Consider the following 25,104-nt stretch of genomic DNA (forward strand, 5'->3'; position numbering starts at 1 on the left):
ATTTTCAATCGACTCTACATTTATATTATGCAGCTTAAATGCCGATTAGCTTATTTCAGTATCAACTGCTCTATTTTTGTGCTTCTACAGAGTATTTGACAATGAGCAAGCAATTTCTACCATCCGCACCACGTTCGTATACAACCCGGTCAGCCAACCGCCGCAGGAGAAACCATCCATACCCACCTACTTGTAGAGTACCTGGGGCTGGCTCTGCGATCGCATCTGGATTGAAAGGTTTTCCATAATCCCAAATTCTAATCTCTAGTCGGTCAATCCACAGATAAACGTTAATTTCAATGGTTGTTTCTGGGGGTAAAGCATGATGAGCGTGACGAACAGCGTTGGTAAAGCCTTCTGCTAATGCTAAATTGAGGCGATCAAGTTGGGTTTTTGACCAGCCAAGTTGAGACAAGTGTTGCAGACAAAATTGCTCAAACCATTCTTGCACCTGGTTTAAGAGCCTGAGTTCGCTCTTAACAGTCAGATGGTCTTGCTGCACTATACTAAGCATTAACTGTGAGTTGAATATAAGTAAACCCAAGTTGCTAGTTATTAAATTCTGCACTGTTCGCAAAACTTCTCTGACATAAAAAAATCTAAATTGACATATTCTATGTACCAAAATACAAAACATGAATGATTTTGGCATTCTGAGGGTTGTAACTAGCAACTTACGTTAAGTAAGTAAGAAATGTTTGTATTTGTTGACTATCCGCTTTTTTGTTCAGAATTTAATTCTGTTAGCGGATAGCTAAGGTTTAGCCCATTCTGGCTTCTGATTTCTGAATTCTTTCCTGTTAAAATTGACGCCTGTTGATTGTTTTCAAAAGCACATCTGCATCTGCTCTTGAAAATCACAGGCGTCAAAGCACTTTGTAGTGACTAATTTAGAATAGTCCCAAGGTCAAAGATTTGTCCAATGGCAAAGCAGCACCGATACCCAGCCATAAGGTGACAAGAGTACCAACAAGGAATACTGTGGTTGCAACTGGACGGCGGAAGGGGTTTTGGAACTTATTCACGTTCTCAATAAAGGGAATGAGGATTAGCCCAACTGGTACCGAACCCATTGCTAACACTCCTAAAAGTTTGTTAGGAAGCGATCGCAAAATTTGGAAGACTGGATACAAGTACCATTCTGGCAAAATTTCCAATGGTGTGGCGAAAGGATTTGCTGGTTCACCGGTCATTGCGGGATCTAGCACAGCTAGAGCCACAATCGCAGCGAAGGAACCCATGATCACGATTGGAAAGACATAAAGTAAGTCATTAGGCCAAGCTGGTTCACCATAGTAGTTGTGACCCATGCCTTTAGCGAGTTTGGCTCTTAACTGAGGATCGCTCAGGTCAGGTTTTTTTTGTGTTGACATTTTGAAATCTGCTCTCCTGCTTAAGTTAAATTAAAGCATTTGTAAAAGCTATCAGCTACTAGGCAACCAACCCAGACGGCAGCATTTGTGTCTATCTCCGGTCAGCCGCCTAGAGGTTTTCTACAGCTTTCGGCTCCAGATACAAGTAGTTGTTTTTTGGAACTTATGTGCAATTGATTTCTTGTGTTTCATAAGTTTAAAACAAACAACTCGATCTGAAAACTGACAAATGTTGCCTTTCGCTAATAACTGAGATTACAAAGGCCCGGAAATGCCTTGCTTGCGAATCATCAAGAAGTGAAACAGCATGAATACCGCAATCAACCAAGGTAGTACAAATGTGTGTGCGCTGTAGTAACGAGTTAGTGTTGCTTGACCAACACTAGAACCGCCGCGCAACAGGTCGGAAATCAGAACTCCCACCACGGGAATCGCTTCTGGTACGCCGCTAACGATTTTCACAGCCCAGTAGCCAACTTGATCCCAAGGTAGAGAATAGCCGGTAACTCCGAAAGAAACGGTGATCACAGCCAGGATCACACCACTTATCCAGGTCAGTTCGCGGGGCTTTTTGAAACCACCAGTCAGATAAACCCGGAAGGTGTGCAAAATCATCATCAATACCATCATGCTGGCAGACCAGCGATGGATAGAACGAATTAGCCAACCGAAGTTTACTTCATTCATGATGTACTCCACTGAGGAGAAAGCTTCAGCGACTGTTGGCCTGTAGTAGAACGTCATGGCAAATCCAGTGGCAAACTGGATGAGAAAGCAAACCAGGGTAATTCCACCCAGGCAGTAAAAGATATTGACGTGGGGAGGGACGTACTTGCTAGTGACGTCTTCAGCGAGTGCCTGAATTTCTAGGCGTTCCTCAAACCAGTCGGAAACGTTGGCCATACAATCTCAAGTTCCTAAAAGTCGGTTGCGGTTGATAAATCCCGAAGTTCTGAATCGGCAAAAGCTTTCACTCAGACTTCTCTCCCAACTAGTAATTTTGGGATTTTAGTAAAGGGGAGTTTTTTTGTTTGCTTTTGGGCTTTTGGCGTGCTAAGAGACTTCAGAAACTTTACACTCTGTAAAGATGGAATATATTGCGATCTCTTTACGCCCCTACACACAAAATGGTGGACACAAAGTAGATTTTATCCTTTGGTGAGTGGATACGATGCATCAGTTGACTGAACAACTTGATGAGAAAAATGCACCACTTCTATAAAAAAAGTAACATAATCGAGAGATAGATTTCATCAACAACAGGGGAAGTAGGGATTATCTAGGCAATTTGGGTTGAGGTGGAATTGATAATGGGGTTCATGAACAAACAAGTCTTTCGGGTTGGATTTTCATTGTTAATGGCGTTTTGCTTGGCGTTGGGTTCGCTCACTCAGCCGGCAGTGGCTTTGACCGGCGAACAAAAACTGGTTTCGGAAGTTTGGCGAATTGTTAATCGCACTTATCTAGATGAGACATTTAATCATCAAAATTGGGCGGCTGTGCGGCAAAAGGTTCTGGAGAAGCCACTGGCAGACTCAAATGCCAGTTATCAGGCAATTGGGAAGATGCTCAAGAGCCTCGACGATCCTTTTACCCGCTTTTTAGATCCAGAACAGTACCGCAGCTTACAGGTTAATACTTCTGGGGAACTGACTGGGGTAGGATTGCAAATTGCTCTAAATCCTGAGACTGGGAAGTTAGAAGTAGTAGCTCCAATCATCGGTTCACCGGCAGATAAAGCGGGGATTAGACCACACGATCGCATCCTCAAAATTGAAGGCGTTTCCACAAAAAATCTTACCCTTGATGAAGCTGCAACCAAGATGCGCGGTCCGAGTGGCAGCCTTGTAACTCTGGTGATCGAACGGGATGGAGAGGCAGAAACGGAAATTAGACTGACACGCGATCGCATTGCTCTTAACCCTGTGGTTTCAGATTTGCGTGTTTCTGCTGAGGGTACACCCATTGGCTACCTACGTCTTGCACAATTTAATGCCAACGCTTCCACAGAATTGGCGCACGCTATTTCTAGTCTAGAAAAAAAAGGCGCTGCTGCCTACATTCTAGATTTACGAAATAATCCTGGGGGGTTATTGCAATCAGGAATTGAAATCGCCCGTCTGTGGTTAGACTCTGGGACGATCGTTTACACAGTTAATCGGCAAGGCATTCAGGGTAGTTTTGAAGCCTTTGGTCCAGCGCTGACGAAAGATCCTCTGGTGATTTTGGTGAATCAAGGAACTGCTAGTGCTAGCGAAATTCTCGCCGGCGCACTTCAAGATAACGATCGCGCCCAGTTGGTAGGCGAAACTACCTTTGGCAAGGGCTTAATTCAATCCTTGTTTGAATTATCAGATGGTTCGGGCTTGGCTGTTACCATTGCTAAGTATGAAACTCCTGAACACCGTGATATTAACAAACTAGGTATTAAGCCAGATAAAGTTATTTCCCAACCAGCCATTAACCGCGAACAGATTGGTACTGAAGCTGATTTGCAATATCAAGCAGCAGTCGAACTTTTAAAGAAAAACTCGGTGGTGGCGGGGAAAGCGTAAAAAGTTAGGAGTTAGCCTTGTTCCCAGTCATAGACTGGGAATGAGCGAATAATTACTAATTCATAATTAAAGAATGGCATTAATTTTGAATTTTGAATTCGGAGCGAAGCGACGTGACTGAGACCACCTCAAATCAGATTCGTTGGAATAGTGCCGATTTAGAACTATTTCCTGACAGCGAATGGAAACGTTACGAAATCGTTGCTGGAGAATTGTTTGTGAGTCGCGCTCCACATCTAGGTCATCAAGACTCTGGGGGTCGTATTTATGCACGATTATTATTTTGGTCGGAAGAAACCAACCTGGGTAAGCCTTTTTTTGCCCCAGGTGTGGTGTTCTCTGATGTAGATGACGTGATTCCTGATGTGGTATGGGTGAAGCAAGAACGCCTAGCTGGAATTGTCGATGAATCTGGACACCTGACTGCTGCACCAGATTTAGTTGTGGAAGTCCTTTCTTTGGGTAGTCAAAATGAGCACCGCGACCGCGAAGTGAAACTGCGGTTATATTCCCTCAACGGTGTCCTGGAATATTGGATTGTCAACTGGCGACTCCAGCAAATAGAGGTCTATCGGCGGGATGCGGGACAACTCAGGTTGGTAGGAACGTTGCGATCTGAGGATGAACTCACATCTCCTCTAATACCTGGTTTCTGCTGTCAAGTCGCCCGTTTTTTTTGAGATTCTTTGTCATTGGTCAGCTTAACACAACTGCGATTTTCTAGTTTATGTCGAGAACGGTAGCTGAATTACAAATTCAGTTCCTTTGCCAAGTTGGGAATTTACCGCGATCGCTCCGCCATGTTTTTCGACAATAATTTGCCGGGCGATCGCTAACCCTAATCCCGTCCCTTTACCGACAGCTTTCGTAGTAAATAAATGGTCAAATATTTTTGATTTGACTTGTTCACTCATTCCCTTACCATTATCAGCGATCGCAATTCTAACTAGATTATTTTCGATTGATGTTGTAATCGTAATGCAGTTAGGATTGGCTTTGATTTCTTCAAATATGCATCCGGTGTTAGATTCATCTAAGGCATCAATGGCATTTGCTAAAAGATTCATAAATACCTGATTTAATTGACCGGGGAAGCATTGAATTTGAGGCAAATTACCGTAGTTAGTGACAACTTCAATGGTAGGACGTTGTTCATTGGACTTGAGACGATGTTTCAAAATTAAAATTGTGCTATCAATACCTTCGTGAATGTTAAATGGCACTTTGTAGTCTTGATCGGCACGAGAGAAAGTACGTAAACTGGTGCTGATGTTTTTCAGCCTGTCGCACGCCATAGACATAGAATCAATCATCTTGGGCAAGTCTTCTAAGCTATAATCCAAGTCGATTTCTTCAGCGTGGTCAATAATTTCATCACTTTTGTTAGGTAAACTTTCTTGATAGATTTTCAAGTGTTCGATAATATCAGTAAACGTTGGTTTAGCTTGTATGAGACTGGCAGAAATAAAACCGAGGGGATTATTCATTTCGTGAGCTACCCCTGCGACTAAGTTACCCAATGCTGACATTTTTTCACTTTGAACAATTTGTAATTGTGCCTGTTGTAAATCTTGCGATTTTTGCTGCAATTCGGCAAACGATCGCTCTAGCTGTTGGGAATATTCTAGCGATCGCTCATAAAGTCGGGCATTTTCCAGAGAAATCGCAGCTTGAGCGCAGAGTAAATTGAGTAGTTCGATGCGATCGCTCGTAAACGCCCCCGTTGCTAAATTATTTTCTAGATATAAAATGCCCAGCAACTTACCTTGATGCAAAATGGGGCTACACAAGATACTTTTAGGCTGCTGACGAATGATATACGGGTCATTGGCTAAGATCAGATCAGCCGTCGCATCAAGCAACACAGCAGTCTGTCTATCGTGCTTCACTTTATAAATCAGCTTTAGGGGAATGTCCTGACTGTCCTCAACCAGAAGGCGCTGCAACACGACTGGCTCCGAACCCTCAATAATTAACCCTTTGATCAGCAGGCAATCATCTCGCAAAAGCATAAATACACATTTATTAGCCCCTGCATTTTCGATGACGATCGAAAGCAACGATGAAAGCAGTTTTTCCAGTTCGATTTCGCCTGAGATAGTTTGGGAAGCTTTGAGAATAGTTTTTAAATCTAGGGCATCCGAAACACTGCTAATGGTAGAAGTGACCGCAAAGGTGGATGTGACACTCCCCAAGGCAAACATAGTTTCGCTAGTTGATAGAAGAGAGACCAGAGAACGGGTTTGCTCTAGGATGGGAGCAAGCACTTTGGAATAGCGTTTTTCCAAGTCGGCAATCTTGGCTTTTGCACCCCAACGAGCATAACAATAGTAGGCGTTTGTCATGTATTCTTGGGCAATGCGCTCTTTGCCCCAATGGAGGTAGAACTTTGCCGCGAGTTCGTTAGCAAGTGCTTCTTCTTGAATATATTCGTTGGCTTTGGCTCCAGATATAGCCTTGTCGTAAAACTCAATAGCTTCAGCTTTTTGTCCTAAGACTCGACATTTTTCAGCTTCTACCAAATCAACTTTATGCTGGTGATTCATGGGGGCAAAGTGCGCCCAATGCTGTAACTGGGTTTGGTTTTGTGCCACCCGCTCTAATACTGTTGATGCCTCGGCTGACGGTTGACTCAACAGTTCCAGAGCAATCAGAGAATCATAGAAATAAAAGGCAGGTTCGCCGATCATTCCTGCAGCAGCCCTTAAATAGTTTCTGCCTAAGAGTGCATTGTTGTTAGCTTGTTCAACTTCCCCAAACAAAAAGCAAAGGGTCAGCTTATACAAATAGAATAAATGCAATCCAAGTAGGTCATTTGCCGACAGCAGCAGGGGCAGAAATTCCGTCTCTTGCAAGGCTGACCCAGACAAAATACTAGGATGCGACCCAACTCCCAGTAAGTTTAGTATAGATTGCCAATCGATCCGGCAGTAATTGGCTGTGGTCAATTGATTAACTTGCACCAAACCATTGTAGTAGGTGCGCGTAGCCTGCTCCAAAGTGTCCAGGGGCTGACCACACCAAAAAGAATTCATACAGAAACCGTGTCCAGTATATCCAACAAATTCCAGGTTTCCGACTTCTAGACCAGTCGCATAGCCCTCCCTGAAGAGTAGTAACGTTTCTTTGATGTGAGCTTTGCGGTGGTGGAGAAACCCTCCTAGTAACAGTAATACTTCAGGTTTACTCGCTTTAGCATGGAATTTTAAGACGACATTTAATGCCAACTGAGCAAACTGTGTTGCTAAATCTACATCTTGCAAGAGATTACAGAGAATCCTGCCATAGCAAGCATAGTTATGAGATGAAATAGCTATGTTTCCATACCGTAGGGATAATTTGACTGATAAGAAAGTCAGTAAGAGGAACAAGGGAGAACCACAGATGCTAGCTGGTGGGATGAGGCTGCTGGCAATCTGGATAATGGCAATTTTGTTTGCATCACTCATCATCGGGAGGTGAACAAACGTTTCAATTTTCCTGTCGCCAATTAGTTCGCTAATCTCTTGGATTGACTGTTGAATATCCTCTGGCGTGGGTGTTTCTGGAAAGGTGACACCCATCTGTTGCAGGATCTGGATGCCGATCGCAATGGCTTCGGTCAGTTTACTTTGAGAGGTATTGACTTGAATTCTAATCTGGTAGACATTCACCTTTTCTAGCAAAGAGTGTGCCTGAGCAATGACCGTCTCAATGAACTGTTCCATCGCCTCAAAGTCACCGCACAGCATCGCCAATTCCGCCGCATCGTCATGGAATGATCGAGTCATTTCATATTGTTGCTGCCAAGCATTTTCTCCCAGCAATGATAATCCAGTGCTGGCATATTCACGCCCTGCTTGATAGGCTGTGGCACTTTTGGCTTTGCGACAGGCAATCAGATTAAGCCCAGCTAGTTCATCTCGTTCTGTTTGTTGGCTAATTAAAGCAGTTCCGTGATTTAATTGATTGACTATTTCAAAAATCCGGTCAACTCTAGCTTCTGAGGAAATCTGTTGTAAAAGTAGTTGCCCGATTTGGTAATGAGTCGTCTGTTTTTGGTCATCGGGAATCAGAGAATAAGCAGCTTGTTGGACGCGATCGTGTAAGAATTTGTATGTAACAGTCTCTTGATTTTCCGGTGTACCTGCAAGAGTTTCTTGCCCAACATAAAACTTATAAACATCACTGAGCGGTAAAATTAATCCTTCTTGTAATGCTTTCCACAAATCAGCAGCCGCCTCAATTGTCGATTTTTGCGAAACAATTGCCAAAGTTGCTAAATCAAACTGATTCCCAATACAAGCAGCTAATTGCAAGACATTTTGAGTTGATTGTGGCAGTTTTCGCAATTGAAATGCCATAAAAGCCACAACGTCATCTGTAACTGCTTGAGTTATCACTTGTACAATATCACATTGCCAACAGCCTAATTCAAAATCAAATTTAATGAGATTATCTTGATGCAATGCTTTGAGAAACTGGGTTGCAAAGAACGGATTCCCTTGAGTTTTTTGAGAGACTAATTGAGAAAGAGTCCATGCCAAATTTTCTGTACATTTGAGTGTGTCAGCAACTAACTGATTTACTTGCACTTGACTCAGTGGTGCTAAAGTAATCGTGTTAATTGTGGCTTGTGCTTTTTGAATTTCACTCAAAGTTAACATCAATGGATGTCCTGGGTTGACTTCGTTATCACGGTACGCACCAATTAACAAAAGATACTTTGTATCAGCCATCAATAGCTGCATTAACTTCAGCGATGCTGAATCTGCCCATTGCAAATCATCTAAGAACATCACTAATGGATGTTCTAAGCTGGTAAAAACTTGGGTAAATTTTTGGAACAATAAATTAAATCTATTTTGTGCCGCCGTTCCTGATAATTCTATGGCGGGTGGTTGTTCACCAATAATTCTTGATAATTCGGGGATAACTTCAATAATTACCTGTCCATTGTCTCCAACAGCCTCTAATATTTGGTTACTCCATTGTTGGATTTGGGCATCACTTTCGCTTAAGAGTTGTCCCATTAAATCCCGGAATGCTTGCACAAATGCACTAAAGGGAATATTCCGTTGAAATTGGTCATATTTCCCTTTGATAAAATAACCACGTTGGCGCACAATTGGTTTATGAACTTCGTTGACAACCGCAGTTTTACCAATTCCTGAAAAACCAGCTACCAGCATCATTTCTGTTGCACCCAGGCTGACTCGCTCAAATGCATCAAGTAATGTTTGAACTTCGGTTTCTCGTCCATAAAGTTTGTCGGGGATGATTAAGCGATCGCACACATCCCGTCGCGCAATCTCAAAGCCTTCTATCTTACCAGAAACTTGTAGCTGATGTAAACAATTTTCTAAATCAAATTTCAAACCTAAAGCACTCTGATATCTATCTTCCGCATTCTTCGCTATCAATTTCATCACAATATCTGAAATTACTTGCGGAATCTCTTCCCTGTTTGCTAATGCAGTAGGCATTTTAGCAATATGAGAATGTACCAACTCCATCGGATCGTCTGATTGAAATGGTAAAATTCCAGTCAGTAATTCGTAGAATGTCACACCTAAAGAATAAAAATCAGTTCGGTAGTCAATCCCCCGATTCATTCTGCCTGTTTGTTCCGGGGAAATATAAGCGAGTGTGCCTTCTAACACATTAGGATTGATTAGTGTCTGCGTTTCCCGTGGCAGTAAAGATGCAATACTAAAGTCAATTAATTTAACTTGTTTGGTTTCGGGATTAATTAGAATATTGGCGGGTTTGATATCTTTGTGAATAATTCGCTCTCGATACAATATATCTAAGGTATTGCAGAGTGCGATCGCTATTTCTAAAAAATCTTGTACAGACGCGATATATCGTGTCTGGACAGAGGTGAAATAATTTTTGAGAGAAATCCCCCCAAAGTCTTCCATCACTAACGCATAACCATTTTGGTAGGGTTCTAGGCTGTAGGTTTGGACGATTAGGGGTGAGTTAAGATTTTTAGCTATAGTGTACTGATTGCGAAACGACAAAAGTTCGCTGAAATTCGGATAAGGATTTTTCAGCAGTTTAATCACTACAAGTTTGTGGTCAGTCTCTCGATAACCGCGATAAACTTGGGTTCTGGAACCATTGTAGAGTTGTTCGCTGACTTGATATCCGGGAATACTGACTTTTATACTTACCATGCTGCTAAATCCTGAAGATTTCCATATTTAGTATTCCCAGATATCTGAAGTTATTTACCAAAAAAAGCGAAAAATTATACCGGAATTGCAATGATAAATTCTGTACCCTCACCCAAAACTGAGTTAAAACTCAATTTTCCGCCGTGGGTTGATTCGACAATTTGACGAGCGATCGCGAGTCCTAATCCTGTACCTTTACCAACAGCTTTCGTCGTAAATAAATGGTCAAATATTTTTGATTTCACCTCTTCACTCATCCCCTTTCCATTATCCGCAATGACAATTTTAACTAGATGATTTTCTACTGTAGTTGTAATTATAATGCAGCTATGATTAGCTTTAATTTCTTCAAAGCTGCGTCCGTGATTATATTCATCCAAGGCATCAATGGCATTTGCGATTAGATTCATAAATACTTGATTTAATTGTCCAGGAAAACACTCAGTCTGAGGTAAATTACTGTACTTAGTTATCACTTCAATTGCTGGACGTTGCTCGTTAGCTTTCAGACGATGTTTTAAAATTAAAATCGTGCTGTCGATGCCTTGGTGAATATTAAAGGGTACTTTATAATCTTTATCGGCACGGGAGAAAGTTCGTAAACTGGTGCTGATATTTTTCAGGCGATCGCACGCCATAGTCATGGAATCAATTATCTTAGGCAAGTCTTCTAAGCTATAATCCAAGTCAATTTCTTCGGCATGGTTACGAATCTCATCACTCACATTAGGTAAGGTTTCTTGATAGAGTTTTAAGTGTGCAACTACATCAGCGATGGTAGGTTTAGCTTGTTTGAGACTGGCAGCAATAAAACCGAGAGGATTATTCATTTCGTGAGCGACACCAGCAACTAAGTTACCTAGTGCAGACATTTTCTCACTTTGCACCATTTGTAATTGGGCATTTTGCAGATCGGTTAGCGCTTGTTCTAAGTCAAGTGATTTTTGCTGCAAGGCAAGTTCAGCTAGTTTGCGATCGCTAATATCTATCTTTATGCCATCCCAGAGGATCGAGCCGTCGGCTTGCCGTTCCGGTCGTGATGCCGCTTGTACCCATTTCACAGTGCCAGAGGTCGTAATAATCCGCCATTCATGCTGAAATGGCGTAAGGGTCTGGGTAGAATGCATAATTGCCTGAGTGATGCCTTGGCGATCGTCAGGATGCTCTAGCATCCGAAAGTCTCTGATTCCTGTCAAGAACTCTTCAGGTGGCACTTCATATAAATCGGCACAGCCTGGACTAACGTAGGGAATTGAAACAGAACCATCGGCAGCGACACGGAACTGGAAAATAATACCAGGTACGTTATCCACTAGTTTCTGAAAGCGGGCTTTGCTGGCACTCAGTTCTACCAGCATTTGTTGGGCTTGCTCATAAAGTTGGGCATTTTCGATGGAAATTGCGGCTTGAGCGCAGAGCAAATTGAGCAGTTCGACGCGATCGCTTGTGAACACCCCCGTTACTAAATTATTTTCTAGATATAAAATGCCCATCAATTTACCTTGATGCAAAATCGGGCTACACAAGATACTCTTAGGCTGCTGACGAATGATATAAGGGTCATTGGCTAAGGTTGGATCGGCAGTTGCATCAAGTAGCACAGTAGTCTGCCTGTTGTGCTTGACTTTGTAAATCACTTTCAGGGCAATATCCTGACTGTCTTCAATGGGAAGGCGCTGCAACACCACTGGCTCCGTCCCCACGGTAATTAACCCTTCAATCAGCAAACGTTCGTCTCGCAAGAGCATTAACACACATTTATCGGCTCCCGCATTTTCAATGACTATAGAAAGCAACGATGAAAGCAGTTTTTTGAGTTCGATTTCGCTTGAGATACTTTGAGAAGCTTTGAGAATTGCAGCTAAATCTAAAGCGACAGAGACACTGCTACTACTAGAACTGGCGGAACTGCTGGAGGTGACACTTCCCAATGCGAAGACAGTTTCATTAGTTGACAGGGGAGAACGGGTTTGCTGGAGGATAGGAGCAAGCAGTTGGGGATAACGTCTTTCCAAATCGGCAACTTTAGCTTTAGCGCGCCAGCGAGCATAGCCATAGTAGGCGTTCGTCATGTATTCCTGGGCTATGCGCTGTTTGCCCCACTCCAGATAAAATTTTGCTGCCAGTTCATTGGCTAAGGCTTCTTCGTTAATAAACTGATGTTCTTTCGCCAGAGCAATAGCTTGGTCATAACAATCAGTTGCAGCAATTTTTTCACCCAAAATTCGATGTTTTTCAGCCTCCACCAGATACCATTTATGCAAGTGGTTCATCGGAGCATTTTGCGCCGATTGATGCAGAACTGTTTGATGGGTTTGCACCTGAAGAAGAATGTCCGCTTGCTCTGCCTCTGGCTGCGTAGGGAAGAGTGCCAGGTACGTTAGCGCAGCATAAAAATGGAAAGTCGGAATATGAATCGTTCCCGATACTGCGATCAAATAGGACTTGCCTTGGGTAATGTAGTCGAGGGCAGCGTGATAATTGCTAAAGTAGTTAGCAAGTAGGAGTTTCTGTATGTAGGCAATAGCGATCGTTGTCAGATCGTTATTCTGGTGGTGCTTGGGCAGCATCAGCGTTTCATCGTAGAAAGTGCCAATTAAGCGATCTGGTTGGCTCACCGTTTCTCTTAAATGCTGCACCGTTTGCCGCACCATGTCGATATAAATATGCGCGGAATCTTGTTTCACCTGAGCTAGGGCAGCACCGTAAACAGACAATTCGGTTTCCAAGTTATCCAGGTCTATACCTCCGAAAAGCCCATTACCGACAGAACCGACTATGCTGTAGCCAGAGGAGAGAAAATCACCTGTTTCCATGCCACTCGTGTAGCTATCTTTTAACGTCGTTATCGTTGCCAAAAGCGCTTGTTGGTGATGTTGAATAAACACCCCAAACAGGTTGAGAGTCATAGACTTCATGGACTGAGCATTCAACCGTTCTAGCAATGAGAGTGCTAACCGACCAAACTCGTAGCCGATTTTGATTTCGCCTAAAAAGCCACACAGCACCATGCCATGAATCGCATATCCTGCCACCGAGGTGGGTGCATTCCCAAACTGGAGCGACAACCGCACCATCGCCGCGCCCAAGAGGGGTAGTAAACCTGGCATTCCCTGGAGGACGGGTGAAAACAGCGCACCTAACAGTTGCATGGCGGCGATCGCGGTGCGATCGCTCATCATGGGTAGATCGACCAGCCCAGCCATCTCTCTACCGCTTAGTTGCTCCTTCAGGTCTTGTAACGCTTTCCCGATCTGGGCTTCGTCAGGTACACTCGGTAAATCTACCCCTAATTGACTTAGTGCATCTCTTCCCACCGCGATCGCTTCTAATATTTGACTTTGAGACGTTTGTGCCGCAATTTGAATTTCGTAGATTTTCACTTTGTCAAAAATCGTCTGCGCTTGCTGCAATACCAATGTGGCTTGCTGTTCCATGCCCGCAAAGTCACCATTCAAATAGGCAACTTCCGCAGATGTAACATACAGTTTCAGAGCCAATTCATACTGATATTGCCAGCAGTTTGCATCGAGTAGCTTAATCCCTGTTTGCAAATAAATTCTTGCGGCAGTGTATGCTGTAGAATTTCTGGCTTTCTGTCCCGCTTTTAAGTTAAGTTGAGTTAAGGCTTCGAGTTCATGCTGTTGAGTAATTAACTCAATTCCTAAATTCAAATGCCCGACCAGATCGAACACTTTTTCCTCAAGCGCTAACTCGGATAAGTTTTGTTGGAGTAACTGGCCTATTTTGAAATGAGTTGCTGCTTTTTGCTTATCGGGAATCAGAGAATAAGCTGCTTGCTGTACTCGGTCATGTAAAAATTTGTATGTAACTGTTATTTGTCCATCGCCTACTAATGACATAGGCGCTTCTCTACGAGATGCTACGCGAACGCTTTCGCGCAGGGTATGAGTATTGACTAATAACGAATCTTGATAAAACTTATAAACATCACTAATCGGTAAAATCAACCCTTCTTGCAGCGCTTTCCACAAATCCGCAGCCGTATCTATCTCTGATTGTTCGGAAACAATTGCTAAAGTTTCTAAATCAAACTGGTTGCCAACACAAGCAGCTAACTGCAATACTTGTTGAGTTGATGGTGGTAATTTTCTTAATTGCAATGCCATAAAGGCCACAACATCATCTGTAACCGCTTGCTGATTTATTTGTGCAATGTCACATTGCCAACAGCCTAACTCCAAATTAAATTTAATCAGATGTTCTTGATGCAATGCTTTGAGAAACTGGGTTGCGAAAAACGGATTACCTTGAGTTTTTTGATAGACCAATACAGAAAGTGTCCATGCTAAATTTTCTGGACATTTCAGTGTGTCTGCAACTAACTGATTTACTTGCTCTTGGCTCAGTGGTGCTAAGTTAATTGTATTAATCGTTGCTTTGGTTTTTTGAATTTCACTCAAAGTCAACATTAATGGATGTGCTTTTGTGACTTCGTTATCTCGGTACGCACCAATGATGAAAAGATGACCTGTATCAGCCATTAATAGCTGCATTAAGTTCAGTGATACCGAATCTGCCCATTGCAAATCATCTAAAAATATTACTAAGGGATGTTCTGCACTGGTAAAGACTTGGGTAAACTTCTGAAACAATAAATTAAATCTATTTTGTGACGCTGTTCCTGATAATTCTGGTGCTGCTGGTTGTTGACCAATAATTGTTTCTAATTCGGGGATAACTTCAATAATTACCTGTCCATTTTCTCCAACAGTATCTAATATTTGGTTTTTCCATTGCTGAATCTGTGCATCGCTTTCTGTTAGCAATTGCCCCATTAAATCTCGGAAGGCTTGCACAAATGCACTCAAGGGAATATTCCGTTGAAATTGGTCGTATTTACCTTTGATAAAATAACCGCGTTGCCTAACTATTGGTTTATGAACTTCGTTGACAACCGCAGTTTTTCCAATACCCGAAAAACCTGCTACCAACATCATTTCTGTTGCACCAAAGCTGACTCGATCAAATGCTTGGAGTAGGGTTGATACTTCGGCTTCTCGTCCATAGAGTTTATCAGGGATGATGAAGCGATCGCACATATCCCGTTGCCCAATTTCAAAACTCTCGATCTTACCAGAAACTTGTAACCGATCTAAACAATTTTCTAAATCAAATTTCAATCCCAACGCACTTTGATATCTGTCTTCGGCATTTTTTGCCATCAATTTCATCACGATATCACAAATAACTTGGGGAATCTCTTCTCTATTCCCTAAAAGTGGTGGCTGTTTTGCAATATGAGAATGTACCAACTCCATTGGATCGTTTGATTGAAATGGTAATTCTCCTGTGAGGAACTCGTAGAAAGCTACGCCTAAAGAATAAAAATCAGTTCGATAGTCAATCCCTCGATTCATTCTTCCTGTTTGTTCTGGAGAAATATAACTAAGGGTCCCTTCTAATACATTGGGATTTACTAGTATTTGCGTTTCCCGTGGGAGTAAAGATGCAATACTAAAATCAATTAATTTAACTTGTTTGGTTTCGGGATTAATTAAAATATTAGCGGGTTTAATATCTTTATGAATAATCCGTTCCCGATACAATATATCTAAGGTATTGCACAATGCGATCGCTATTTCTAAAAACTCCTCTAGAGATTGTCGCCTTCCCCTAACTCCCCAATCCTTGAGAGAAATCCCCCCAAAGTCTTCCATTATCAATGCATAGCCATTTTGATAGGGTTCCAGACTGTAGGTTTGGACAATCAGAGGTGAGTTGAGATTTTTAGTAATGGTGTACTGATTGCGAAACGACAAGAGTTCGCTGAAACTCGGATAAGGATTTTTTAGCAGTTTAATGACTACAGGTAATGAGTCAGTCTCTCGATACCCTCGATAAACCAGAGTTCTGGAACCATTGTAGAGTTCTTCACTAATGCGATATCCGGGAATGTTGACAAGAGTGCTAACCATATTGCTAAATCCTTGAGGTTTCCAGATTTAGTATTCCCAGATATCTGAAGCTGTTTCGCAACAAGAACGATAAGTTATACCGGAATTTCAATCATAAATTCTGTACCTTCACCTAAAACCGAGTTAAAACTCAATTTCCCGCCATGTTTTTCGACAATAATTTGCCGAGCGATCGCGAGTCCTAATCCTGTGCCTTTACCAACAGCTTTCGTCGTAAATAAATGGTCAAATATTTTTTGTTTTATCTCTTCATCGATACCATTAGCATTATCGGCAATTGTAATTTTAACTAGATGATTTTCTACTGTAGTTGTAATTGTAATGCGGTTTAGATTTGTTTGAATTTCGGCAAAACTTCGGCCAATATTTGATTCCTCTAAGGCATCAATGGCGTTTGCGATTAGATTCATAAATACTTGATTTAATTGTCCAGGGAAACACTCAACTTGAGGTAAATTGCTGTACTTAGTTATTACTTCAATTGCGGGACGTTGCTCGTTAGCTTTCAGACGATGTTTTAAAATTAAAATCGTGCTGTCGATGCCTTGGTGAATATTAAAGGGTACTTTATAATCTTTATCGGCACGGGAGAAAGTTCGTAAACTGGTGCTGATATTTTTCAGGCGATCGCACGCCATAGTCATGGAATCAATTATCTTAGGCAAGTCTTCTAAGCTATAATCCAAGTCAATTTCTTCGGCATGGTTACGAATCTCATCACTCACATTAGGTAAGGTTTCTTGATAGAGTTTTAAGTGTGCAACTACATCAGCGATGGTAGGTTTAGCTTGTTTGAGACTGGCAGCAATAAAACCGAGAGGATTATTCATTTCGTGAGCGACACCAGCAACTAAGTTACCTAGTGCAGACATTTTCTCACTTTGCACCATTTGTAATTGGGCATTTTGCAGATCGGTTAGCGCTTGTTCTAAGTCAAGTGATTTTTGCTGCAAGGCAAGTTCTGCTAGTTTGCGATCGCTAATATCTCGCATCACAACCACTGCACCCAGTTTATTGCCCGAAGAATCGAAGATTGCTTGTCCGCTAGCTAACAAAATTCTCCTCAAACCATGCTTTGGTGCAATTATCATTTCGGCATTTTCGACGATTTCCCCTTGTAAGGCGCGAAACAGAGGAATTTCCGTGGTTAATAGGGGTGTTTGCCCATCTGGTTGATAGAGATCGAAATGTTCTGCCCATTGTTCTGCTGCTAATGATTCTACTGGTAAGCCATGAAATTCACGAGTTGCTTTGTTAAATAGAGTCAATTTACCACTAGCATCGCAAACAACAATTCCATCGGTAATATTGTGAATTATGGCATTCAAAAACTCTCGTTCTTTGGCTAGAGATGCTTCGGCCTCTTTGGCATTGCTAATATCAATCATCACCCCATCCCATAGGATAGCGCCATCAGGTTGTCGCTCTGGCCGAGCAGTAGATCGAACCCATTTCACTTTTTCTGAAGGTAAAATAATCCGACATTCTATTTCAAATGGTGTCAGAGTTTGGGCTGAATAGGCGATCGCTTCGGCAATAGCTTGGCGATCGTCAGGATGATTCATGTTGTAAAGGCTATGCGTCCCTGCCATCACCTGCTCTGGCTCTAACCCATACAAATCGAGACAGCCAGAACTAACATAGGGTGTTGAAGTTGAACCGTCCACCTCCAGACGGAATTGGTACACCATCCCAGGAATATTATTTGCCAAATTTTGGAAGCGGATTTCACTAGCTTGCAATTGTACTAGAGATTGTGCCAATTTTTGAGCATAGTTTTGAGAATTTTGGTAAATTCGGGCATTTTCTAGAGAGATTGCGGCTTGAGCGCAAAGTAAGTTTAGTAGTTCGACGCGATCGCTTGTAAAGGCTCCCGTTGCCAAATTATTTTCCAGGTACAATATGCCCAGCAATTTACCCTGATGCAAAATCGGGCTGCACAAGAGACTCTTGGGTTGCTGTTGCTGAATATAGGGATCGTTGATTAGTTGCGGATGCACCGTGGCATCAGTAATTACTGATGGTTGTAAGTTGCGTTTGACACTATTAATTAAGCTAACTGGCACATCAACAGAGTCTTCAACAGGCTGTGGGTTGAGCAACATCGGGTAAAAATCGATGTTTTGTACACCGCTTAAGGAAAGCTGTGCTAACGCCTGAACTAGCAACCTACCTGACTCCAAAAGCATGAATACACATTTATCGGCTCCAGCATTTTCAATCACGATATGCAGCAAGACTGAAAGCAGTTTTTCTAGTTCAATTTCCCCAGAAAGGGTTTGAGAAGCTTTGAGAATGGCTGCTAAATCTAAAGCAACAGATACGCTGCTACTACTAGAAGTGGCGGAACTGCTGGAAGTCAAACTCTCTAATGTAAAAATAGTTTCATTCGTTGAGAGAGGAGAACGGGTTTGCTGGAGGATGGGGGCGAGAAGTTGGGGATAGTGGCGTTCCAAGTCGGCGACTTTGGCTTTTGCGCCCCAACGAGCATAGCCATAGTAGGCTTGGGTGATGTATTCCTGGGCAATGCGCTGTTTACCCCAATCGAGGTAGAATTTAGCTGCTAGTTCGTTGGCAAGTGCTTCTTCTTGGGTATAGCTGTGTTCTTTAGCAAGAGCGATCGCGCGATCGTACAAATCGATCGCCTCGGCTTTTTCACCTATAACTCGACACCGTTCTGCGGCAACTAGCGCACAGCGATGAGCCTGATTCCTGGGTGCATGAAATGCCCACTCCTGAAGTTTTTCTTGATGGGCAAAGACCCGATTTAGAATGGCTGCTTGTTCTGTCTGACTAACAGTTGCATAAATCGCTAATTGCACCAGGGCATCGTAGAAGGAAAAGAGCGGAACGTGTATTAGTCCGACTGCTGCGCCCAAATACTGTTCTGTTAGACGGGCATTTTCTCGCGCTTGTTCATAGCGATGGAACAGATAGGAAAGGAACAGTTTATTGAAATAAATTTGACAGATTGCCAGTAATTGATTGGCTTCGAGATGAAGTGGAATCATCTCATTTTCATCATAGTATTTACTACACAAGCGATCGGGTTCGGGTGTAGGTTCGAGCAAATTGAGTACCGCTTGATAGTAAATACTTTGAATGTGCAAGTAGCCATCCTGACGATATTGCTGGATGACCTTGCGGTGCAAGTCCATCGTCTGTTTGAGGGTAGAAAGTTCTTGCCCAGTAAAATAAGCGGTGTAGTTGTGGCAGAAGAGGCTGAGGGCAAGATATTCAAGATCGCCTGTTTCTAATCCACAAGTGTAAGCTTGCAGAAACCCGTCCAGCGTGTCTTTTGCTGGTTCTCGCCAATGTCTGAGGGAGACGTTGAATCCAAAAATGGTTTTAGCCGCAAGCTTGGGGGCATTGATGCGCTGTAATAGGTTAATCCCTAGTTGTCCAAAGCGATAGCCAGCATCAATATCATTTAACATCGCCACCAGCATCACCCCGTACTGAACATAGCTATATGTTGACTCTGTTGCATTCCCGTATTGCACAGATAAATCGACTTGAATAAAGGTGAGCAAGGGTAAGACGTTTGGAGCAACTTGATAAGCAACAGACATGATGTTCGATATAATTGTCATTGCTGCTTTTTGCTCCAGTGCGGTCATTTCGGGTAAATCCAACAGTGATTCAATCGATCTGCTGCCCAAGAGTGTTTGGGTGTGTTGAAGCGCCTGATTGATTTCTATTTGAGTTGGTTGCTCTGGCAGATACACCCCAAGGTGTTTTAGAATTTCTCGTGCCAGCTGCAAAGCCTCTAGATATTGATTTTGGGCGATGCCAGCTTGGATTTTTACCTGATATGTAGTGACGCGATCGAGCCAGGAATGGCTATGAGTCAGCACTATCTCTGCTAACTGTTCCATCTGTTCAAAATCGGTACTCAGGTAAGCTGCCTCGGCTGCACCTTCATAAAGGGCGAGACAGAGGTTATATTGATTTTGCCAGCGATCGCTAGGAAGCAGATCGATGCCCGTCTTCAAATAAGCGATCGCTGCACTGTAAGCCGTTGCAGCTCTGGCTTTACGTCCGGCAGCAAGATTTAACTCAGCGAGTTCATGGCGTTGGGATGGTTGGGTGATCAAAGATTGCCCGACGTTGAGATGATTGACGATATCAAACAGTTTTTCGCCCCGATCTCTGAGTGAAGTCTTCTGTAACAACAATTGCCCAATTTTGAGATGAGTTGCTTGTTTTTGGTCATCAGGAATCAAAGAATAGGCAGCTTGTTGGACGCGATCGTGTAAGAATTTATAAACTGTCATTTGTCCTTTGTCATTTGTCATTTGCAAATGACCAATTACCAATGAGGAATCTTGATAAAACTTGTAAACCTCATTGATGGGAATGATAAATCCTTCTTGTAATGCTTTCCACGAGTCTGAGGCAGTTTCTATCTGCGACTTTTCAGAGACGATCGCTAACGTCGCCAAATCAAACTGATTGCCAATACAGGCTGCCAGTTTTAAAATATCTTGAGTGGTGTCGGGCAATTTCTGAAGCTGTTGGGCCATAAATTCCACCACATCATCGGTAAGAGCCAGCGATCGCACTTGCGCGACATCACACTGCCAAAAACCTACCTCCCAATCAAAGGTAATCAGCCGATCTTCATGTAGCGCTTTCAGAAACTGAGTCGTGAAAAAGGGATTACCTTTAGCTTTTTGATTAACTAACTCTGTCAACGGCAATGCTTGGCCGGTTGTACAACTAAGGGAGTCAGCAATTAAATGGTTGACATCTGCTTGACTCAAGGGAGCTAGGCTTAAGGTATTAATACAAGAAGATGCAGATGCGTGTTTAATTTCATCTACAGTTAACATCAGTGGATGAGCCGCAGATACCTCGTTATCGCGGTATGCACCAATAATGAATAGATAGCCGTAATCGCTCTGAGACATTAACAACTTCAGCAAATTCAGCGATGCCGAATCTGCCCATTGCAAATCATCCAGAAATATTACCAAGGGATGTTCTCTGGTTGTGAACACCTGAATGAAGTGTTGGAATAGCAGATTGAAACGGTTCTGGGCTGCACTACTTGAGAGTTCAGCGATCGCAGGTTGTTTACCAATTATCTGCTCCAGTTCAGGAATTACCTCGATCAGAAGTTGCCCGTTCTCTCCAACTGCTGCTAGAATTTTACTCTGCCATTGTTGGAGTTGAGTATCGCTTTCAGTCAGCAACTGTCCCATCAAATCACGAAAGGCTTGCACAAAAGCAGATAGAGGAATGTTACGGTTAAATTGGTCGTATTTCCCCTTGATGAAGTAGCCGTTCCACCGGACAATGGGCTTATGCACTTCATTAACGACTGCGGTTTTGCCAATACCAGAGAAACCCGCCACCAACATCAGTTGAGAGCTACCATTGGCAACCTGGCCAAATGCCTCTAATAAAGTCTGTACCTCCGATTCCCGTCCGTAGAGTTTTTCGGGGATGAGAAAGCGATCGCTAATATCGCGCTGTCCTAAATCAAACCAGGTGTGTTTGCCTGTTTCTCGCCACTGTTCTAAGCAGGTAACAAGGTCGTGTTTGAGTCCTAGCGCACTTTGATACCGGTCTTCGGCGTTCTTTGCCATCAGTTTACGGACAATCTCGCCCAGCATCAAGGGCAAATCGGGGTTAAAATCGCAGAGCGCAGGGGGAAGTTTTGCAATGTGACAATGCACCAATTCCATCGGTTCATGGGACTCAAAGGGCAATTTTCCGCTCAGTAATTCAAAGAAAGTCACACCTAACGAATAGAAATCACTGCGGTAGTCAATACCTCTGTTCATCCGTCCGGTTTGCTCTGGCGAAAGATAAGCGAGGGTTCCCTCCAGTCCATTGATGCCTTGGATTTCCTGGGTTTCTCGTGGTAAGAGTGAGGCAATACTAAAGTCAATCAGCTTGATTTGTTTGGTGTCAGGGTGAATTAAGATATTGGCTGGCTTAATATCTTTGTGAATGACACGCTGTTGATGTAAGTGATGTAAGGTGTCTAGCAGTTGCAGAGCAATAGGTAAAAATTGCTCTAATGTTAGTGTTTTTCCTTGGGTAAATTGCCGCAAAGAAACACCACCAAAGTCTTCCATGACTAAGGCATAGCCATTGAGATAGGCTTCCAAGCTGTAGGGTTTGATAATGCCGGGAATATCTAGGTTTTTAGCGATGGCATATTGGTTGCGAAACTGGACTAATTCGCTAAAAGTTGGGTAATCTCGTTTTAAGAGCTTGATGACAACTGGTAGGCGTTGGCGAAGCCCACCGTTCGCGTAGCGTCTCGCAGAGAAGGTATCGCCTTCTCGAATTGCCCGATACACTTGAGTACGAGAACCTGAATATAGTTCCTCGATGATTTGGTAGCCAGCGATTCTTAAAGTTCCATCAACTTTTGCGCTCATAAACTTTTACGAGAATTTCTTTATACTAGCCTTATAATTCCCAGGACAATATCTTGGTTAACAATTGGCATTGAGAATTGGGGAGATGAGGGAGATGAGGTAATACTGTTCGGTTAAGGCAAGAGACGGCGATTCATCGCGTCTTTGTAATTTAGAATTTTCATCAAAAAACCTTAACCGAACCGTATTGGGAGATGAGGGAGACAAGAAGATAAACAAAACTTCTAACTCAGCACCTCATGGCGATCGCTTTTTGATGATTTCTCACCGAGATTGTTAATTTTGGATCGAGTCGAGTTAACCTACCTCTAAAGGGGCTGTATCCCCAGCAAAGCTGGTAAATCGAGAGAGGCGAGCTGTTGATAAGCTCGATCTATGGTACGCTTACCTCTGAGAAAACCTGTATTAGCTCCAGGACAAATATACTGGAGAGTTTCTGGTGTAAAACGTTCTAACAAGAATCGAAGACTCTGAATTTGCCTTGGCCAGTGAAAAGTTTTAGCTGTCCGTAATGGTACTAGTTTACCATGCTGGTTAGGGAGTAAATGACGACCAGAAAATAATATACCTCCAAGTTCGCTGTAGTAGAGACAAGATGAGCCGGGAGAATGGCCTGGTGTCCAAATTACTTGTGTTTCCGTATCAATAGTAAATTCTTGCCTAAAGGTAGTTACGGTTAAACCTGGTAACAAATACGCTTCTTGTTCTTGAATCAGCACCTCGCAGCCAAAGGTTTGCTGAATTTCAGCAGTCTTGCCAATAGCACCGCGATGGGTGAGGAATAACCAACGCACGCCTCCATGCGCTGCTAAAAAATATTGATTTGTTTGTTCTAGTGCAGGGCAATCTATGAGGATATTGCCTTCATTTCTTACAATAAAATAAGAGGTTCCCCCTAATGTATCCCGATTGGGTGGAAAGGCAAAAATGCTCTCTTGTGCGAAGTCCGATTGCAGAGAACCTCCGCTCAGAACTTCGTCAGGGAAAATAGGGCGTGGCGGCTTAGTTGTATGGCTTCGCTGTTGAGGTAAGGGGAACATAATAAAATAACTGACTAGGGACTGGGATTGAGGTCTGCCTTGTAGTTAATGCTATGGTGCTGAAGCTACTAGTGGGGCGTTTTGTCAAAATTACTGAAGATAACATGCTATTTTGGTTTCTGTTTATCCTCCTGCTGGGGCTAGCTACTTATCTAATGGTGCAGCGCAGCGTTGCTCACATCACCCGCACACCAGTATGGTTGTTGTGGCTGGTTTTAATGACACCAGCATTTCTGTTGAGTGGATGGACGCTCATTTACGGGGCGAAACCACCACCGCCGCCAGGACTAATTCTCTGGTCGGTATTTGTCTGCACAGTGTTGTACTGGATGTTGTTTCAATGGGGTCGTCAAGCACCAAGAGATACACAGACCGATGAAGCCCAAACCCAAGCCTCAGAATCACCACCGACTATCCAGCCTACCCCAGAACCAATGGTGCGTCCTATTGAACTAACGGAAGAAACCCAACTGCGAAATTGTTTTCCTTGGTCTGTATACTACGTTCAAAATATTGAGTATCGACCACAATCTGTGATTTGCCGTGGTCAGTTGCGAACTAAAGCCAGCAACGCTTACCAGCAGATTAAGGCTAATATTGAAGCACAATTTGGCGATCGCTTCTTGCTGATCTTTCAAGAAGGTTTCAATGGCAAACCTTTCTTTGTGCTGGTTCCCAATACTCAAGCTGCTAAACAGACAAATCCCGGACGCAACCAGGAACGGTTAACTCGCCCAGGATTAGCGCTTGTACTACTAGCAGCTACTTTGCTCACTACTACCTTGGTGGGAGTAGAAAATACTGGTGTTACTCTGCCGCCTATCTGGGATATTGGATCTTTGTTCAAGCTTCTCTCTAACCGAGATGTCCTATTTAAGGGATTGCCTTATGCTTTAGGACTGATGACTATTTTGGGCATTCACGAACTTGGGCATTATTTGACAGCTAAATTCTACAAGATTCGCTCGACGTTGCCTTACTTTATTCCTGTACCTTTCTTCTTAGGAACTTTTGGCGCATTTATTCAGATGCGTAGTCCCATTCCCAACCGCAAAGCTTTATTTGATATTAGTATCGCTGGGCCAATTGCAGGTTTTGTTGCCACTTTACCATTGCTAATATGGGGCTTGGCTCATTCTGATGTGGTTTCTCTGACTGAAAAAACCGGACTTTTAAATCCTGATGCTCTCAATCCTAAGTATTCCATCTTATTAGCGCTACTCTCGAAGTTAGCTTTGGGAAGTCAGTTAACAGCAAAATCAGCCCTCGATTTGCATCCAGTTGCAGTAGCAGGTTTTCTGGGACTAATTGTCACAGCCTTAAATTTAATGCCTGTGGGACAATTAGATGGAGGTCACATTGTCCATGCGATGTTTGGACAACGAATTGCGATCGTCATTGGTCAAATTGCCCGCGTGTTGTTGCTGTTACTTTCTTTAGTTCGGGAAGAATTTTTGGTGTGGGCGATTATCTTATTATTTATGCCCTTGATTGATGAACCTGCACTGAATGATGTCACTGAATTGGATAATCAACGTGACGTTTGGGGGTTATTGGCAATGGCTTTATTGATTGTAATCATTCTGCCATTACCGCAAGCGATCGCTAACTTTTTGCAAATTTAAAAAACTCCCCCTT

Annotated in this window: 10 protein-coding genes; 3 read left to right on the top strand and 7 right to left on the bottom strand. The window is 42.9% G+C overall.

The features are described 5' to 3' along the window. Positions 1-70: 70 nt before the first annotated feature. The 3 genes from HWQ37_RS05575 to petB form a co-directional block, all read right to left on the bottom strand. Positions 71-514, bottom strand: coding sequence for an ATP-binding protein (locus tag HWQ37_RS05575; protein ID WP_292744744.1), 444 nt, complete (start codon positions 512-514; stop codon positions 71-73). 376 nt (positions 515-890) lie between these two features. After that, positions 891-1,373, bottom strand: a complete 483-nt coding sequence (gene petD / locus HWQ37_RS05580) for a cytochrome b6-f complex subunit IV (RefSeq protein ID WP_104907753.1) — start codon at positions 1,371-1,373, stop codon at positions 891-893. 255 nt (positions 1,374-1,628) lie between these two features. Then, positions 1,629-2,276 carry a cytochrome b6 gene (petB, locus tag HWQ37_RS05585; RefSeq protein ID WP_292744746.1) on the bottom strand — a complete coding sequence of 216 codons (648 nt, stop codon included), beginning with the start codon at positions 2,274-2,276 and terminating at the stop codon, positions 1,629-1,631. Between the two features lie 407 nt (positions 2,277-2,683). Between petB and ctpA the strand changes: the two genes are divergently transcribed. Together ctpA and HWQ37_RS05595 are read left to right on the top strand one after the other, a co-directional pair. Continuing rightward, positions 2,684-3,928, top strand: coding sequence for a carboxyl-terminal processing protease CtpA (gene ctpA, locus HWQ37_RS05590; protein ID WP_292744748.1), 1,245 nt, complete (start codon positions 2,684-2,686; stop codon positions 3,926-3,928). Positions 3,929-4,041: 113 nt separating this feature from the next. Continuing rightward, positions 4,042-4,608, top strand: coding sequence for a Uma2 family endonuclease (locus HWQ37_RS05595; protein WP_292744750.1), 567 nt, complete (start codon positions 4,042-4,044; stop codon positions 4,606-4,608). A gap of 45 nt (positions 4,609-4,653) precedes the next feature. Here the strand turns inward: HWQ37_RS05595 and HWQ37_RS05600 are convergent, their stop codons facing one another. The 4 genes from HWQ37_RS05600 to HWQ37_RS05615 form a co-directional block, all read right to left on the bottom strand. Beyond that, positions 4,654-10,089 (bottom strand): trifunctional serine/threonine-protein kinase/ATP-binding protein/sensor histidine kinase, encoded by a 5,436-nt coding sequence (locus HWQ37_RS05600; protein ID WP_292744752.1) that lies wholly within the window; start codon positions 10,087-10,089, stop codon positions 4,654-4,656. Positions 10,090-10,163: 74 nt separating this feature from the next. Further along, on the bottom strand, positions 10,164-16,028 hold the full coding sequence (locus HWQ37_RS05605; RefSeq protein ID WP_292744754.1) for a trifunctional serine/threonine-protein kinase/ATP-binding protein/sensor histidine kinase: 5,865 nt from the start codon (positions 16,026-16,028) through the stop codon (positions 10,164-10,166). A 74-nt stretch (positions 16,029-16,102) separates the two neighbouring features. Then, the gene (locus tag HWQ37_RS05610; RefSeq protein WP_292744756.1) at positions 16,103-22,426 is read right to left on the bottom strand and encodes an ATP-binding sensor histidine kinase; all 6,324 of its coding nucleotides are present in this window, start codon (positions 22,424-22,426) and stop codon (positions 16,103-16,105) included. A 308-nt stretch (positions 22,427-22,734) separates the two neighbouring features. Then, positions 22,735-23,466, bottom strand: coding sequence for an MBL fold metallo-hydrolase (locus HWQ37_RS05615; protein ID WP_292744758.1), 732 nt, complete (start codon positions 23,464-23,466; stop codon positions 22,735-22,737). Positions 23,467-23,570: 104 nt separating this feature from the next. Here HWQ37_RS05615 and HWQ37_RS05620 point away from each other — a divergent pair, with 104 nt between their 5' ends. Next, positions 23,571-25,091 (top strand): site-2 protease family protein, encoded by a 1,521-nt coding sequence (locus HWQ37_RS05620; protein WP_292744815.1) that lies wholly within the window; start codon positions 23,571-23,573, stop codon positions 25,089-25,091. The last annotated feature ends 13 nt before the right edge of the window (positions 25,092-25,104 follow it).

The sequence above is a fragment of the Nostoc sp. NMS4 genome (assembly GCF_017115095.1).
Classification (GTDB): Bacteria; Cyanobacteriota; Cyanobacteriia; order Cyanobacteriales; family Nostocaceae; genus Nostoc.

What these genes read in the sequence shown, in the direction of transcription:
- HWQ37_RS05575 (WP_292744744.1), bottom strand. Translation starts at nt 514, where the DNA reads ATGCTTAGTATAGTGCAGCAAGACCATCTGACTGTTAAGAGCGAACTC.
- petD (WP_104907753.1), bottom strand. Translation starts at nt 1,373, where the DNA reads ATGTCAACACAAAAAAAACCTGACCTGAGCGATCCTCAGTTAAGAGCC.
- petB (WP_292744746.1), bottom strand. Translation starts at nt 2,276, where the DNA reads ATGGCCAACGTTTCCGACTGGTTTGAGGAACGCCTAGAAATTCAGGCA.
- ctpA (WP_292744748.1), top strand. Translation starts at nt 2,684, where the DNA reads ATGGGGTTCATGAACAAACAAGTCTTTCGGGTTGGATTTTCATTGTTA.
- HWQ37_RS05600 (WP_292744752.1), bottom strand. Translation starts at nt 10,089, where the DNA reads ATGGTAAGTATAAAAGTCAGTATTCCCGGATATCAAGTCAGCGAACAA.
- HWQ37_RS05605 (WP_292744754.1), bottom strand. Translation starts at nt 16,028, where the DNA reads ATGGTTAGCACTCTTGTCAACATTCCCGGATATCGCATTAGTGAAGAA.
- HWQ37_RS05610 (WP_292744756.1), bottom strand. Translation starts at nt 22,426, where the DNA reads ATGAGCGCAAAAGTTGATGGAACTTTAAGAATCGCTGGCTACCAAATC.
- HWQ37_RS05615 (WP_292744758.1), bottom strand. Translation starts at nt 23,466, where the DNA reads ATGTTCCCCTTACCTCAACAGCGAAGCCATACAACTAAGCCGCCACGC.
- HWQ37_RS05620 (WP_292744815.1), top strand. Translation starts at nt 23,571, where the DNA reads ATGCTATTTTGGTTTCTGTTTATCCTCCTGCTGGGGCTAGCTACTTAT.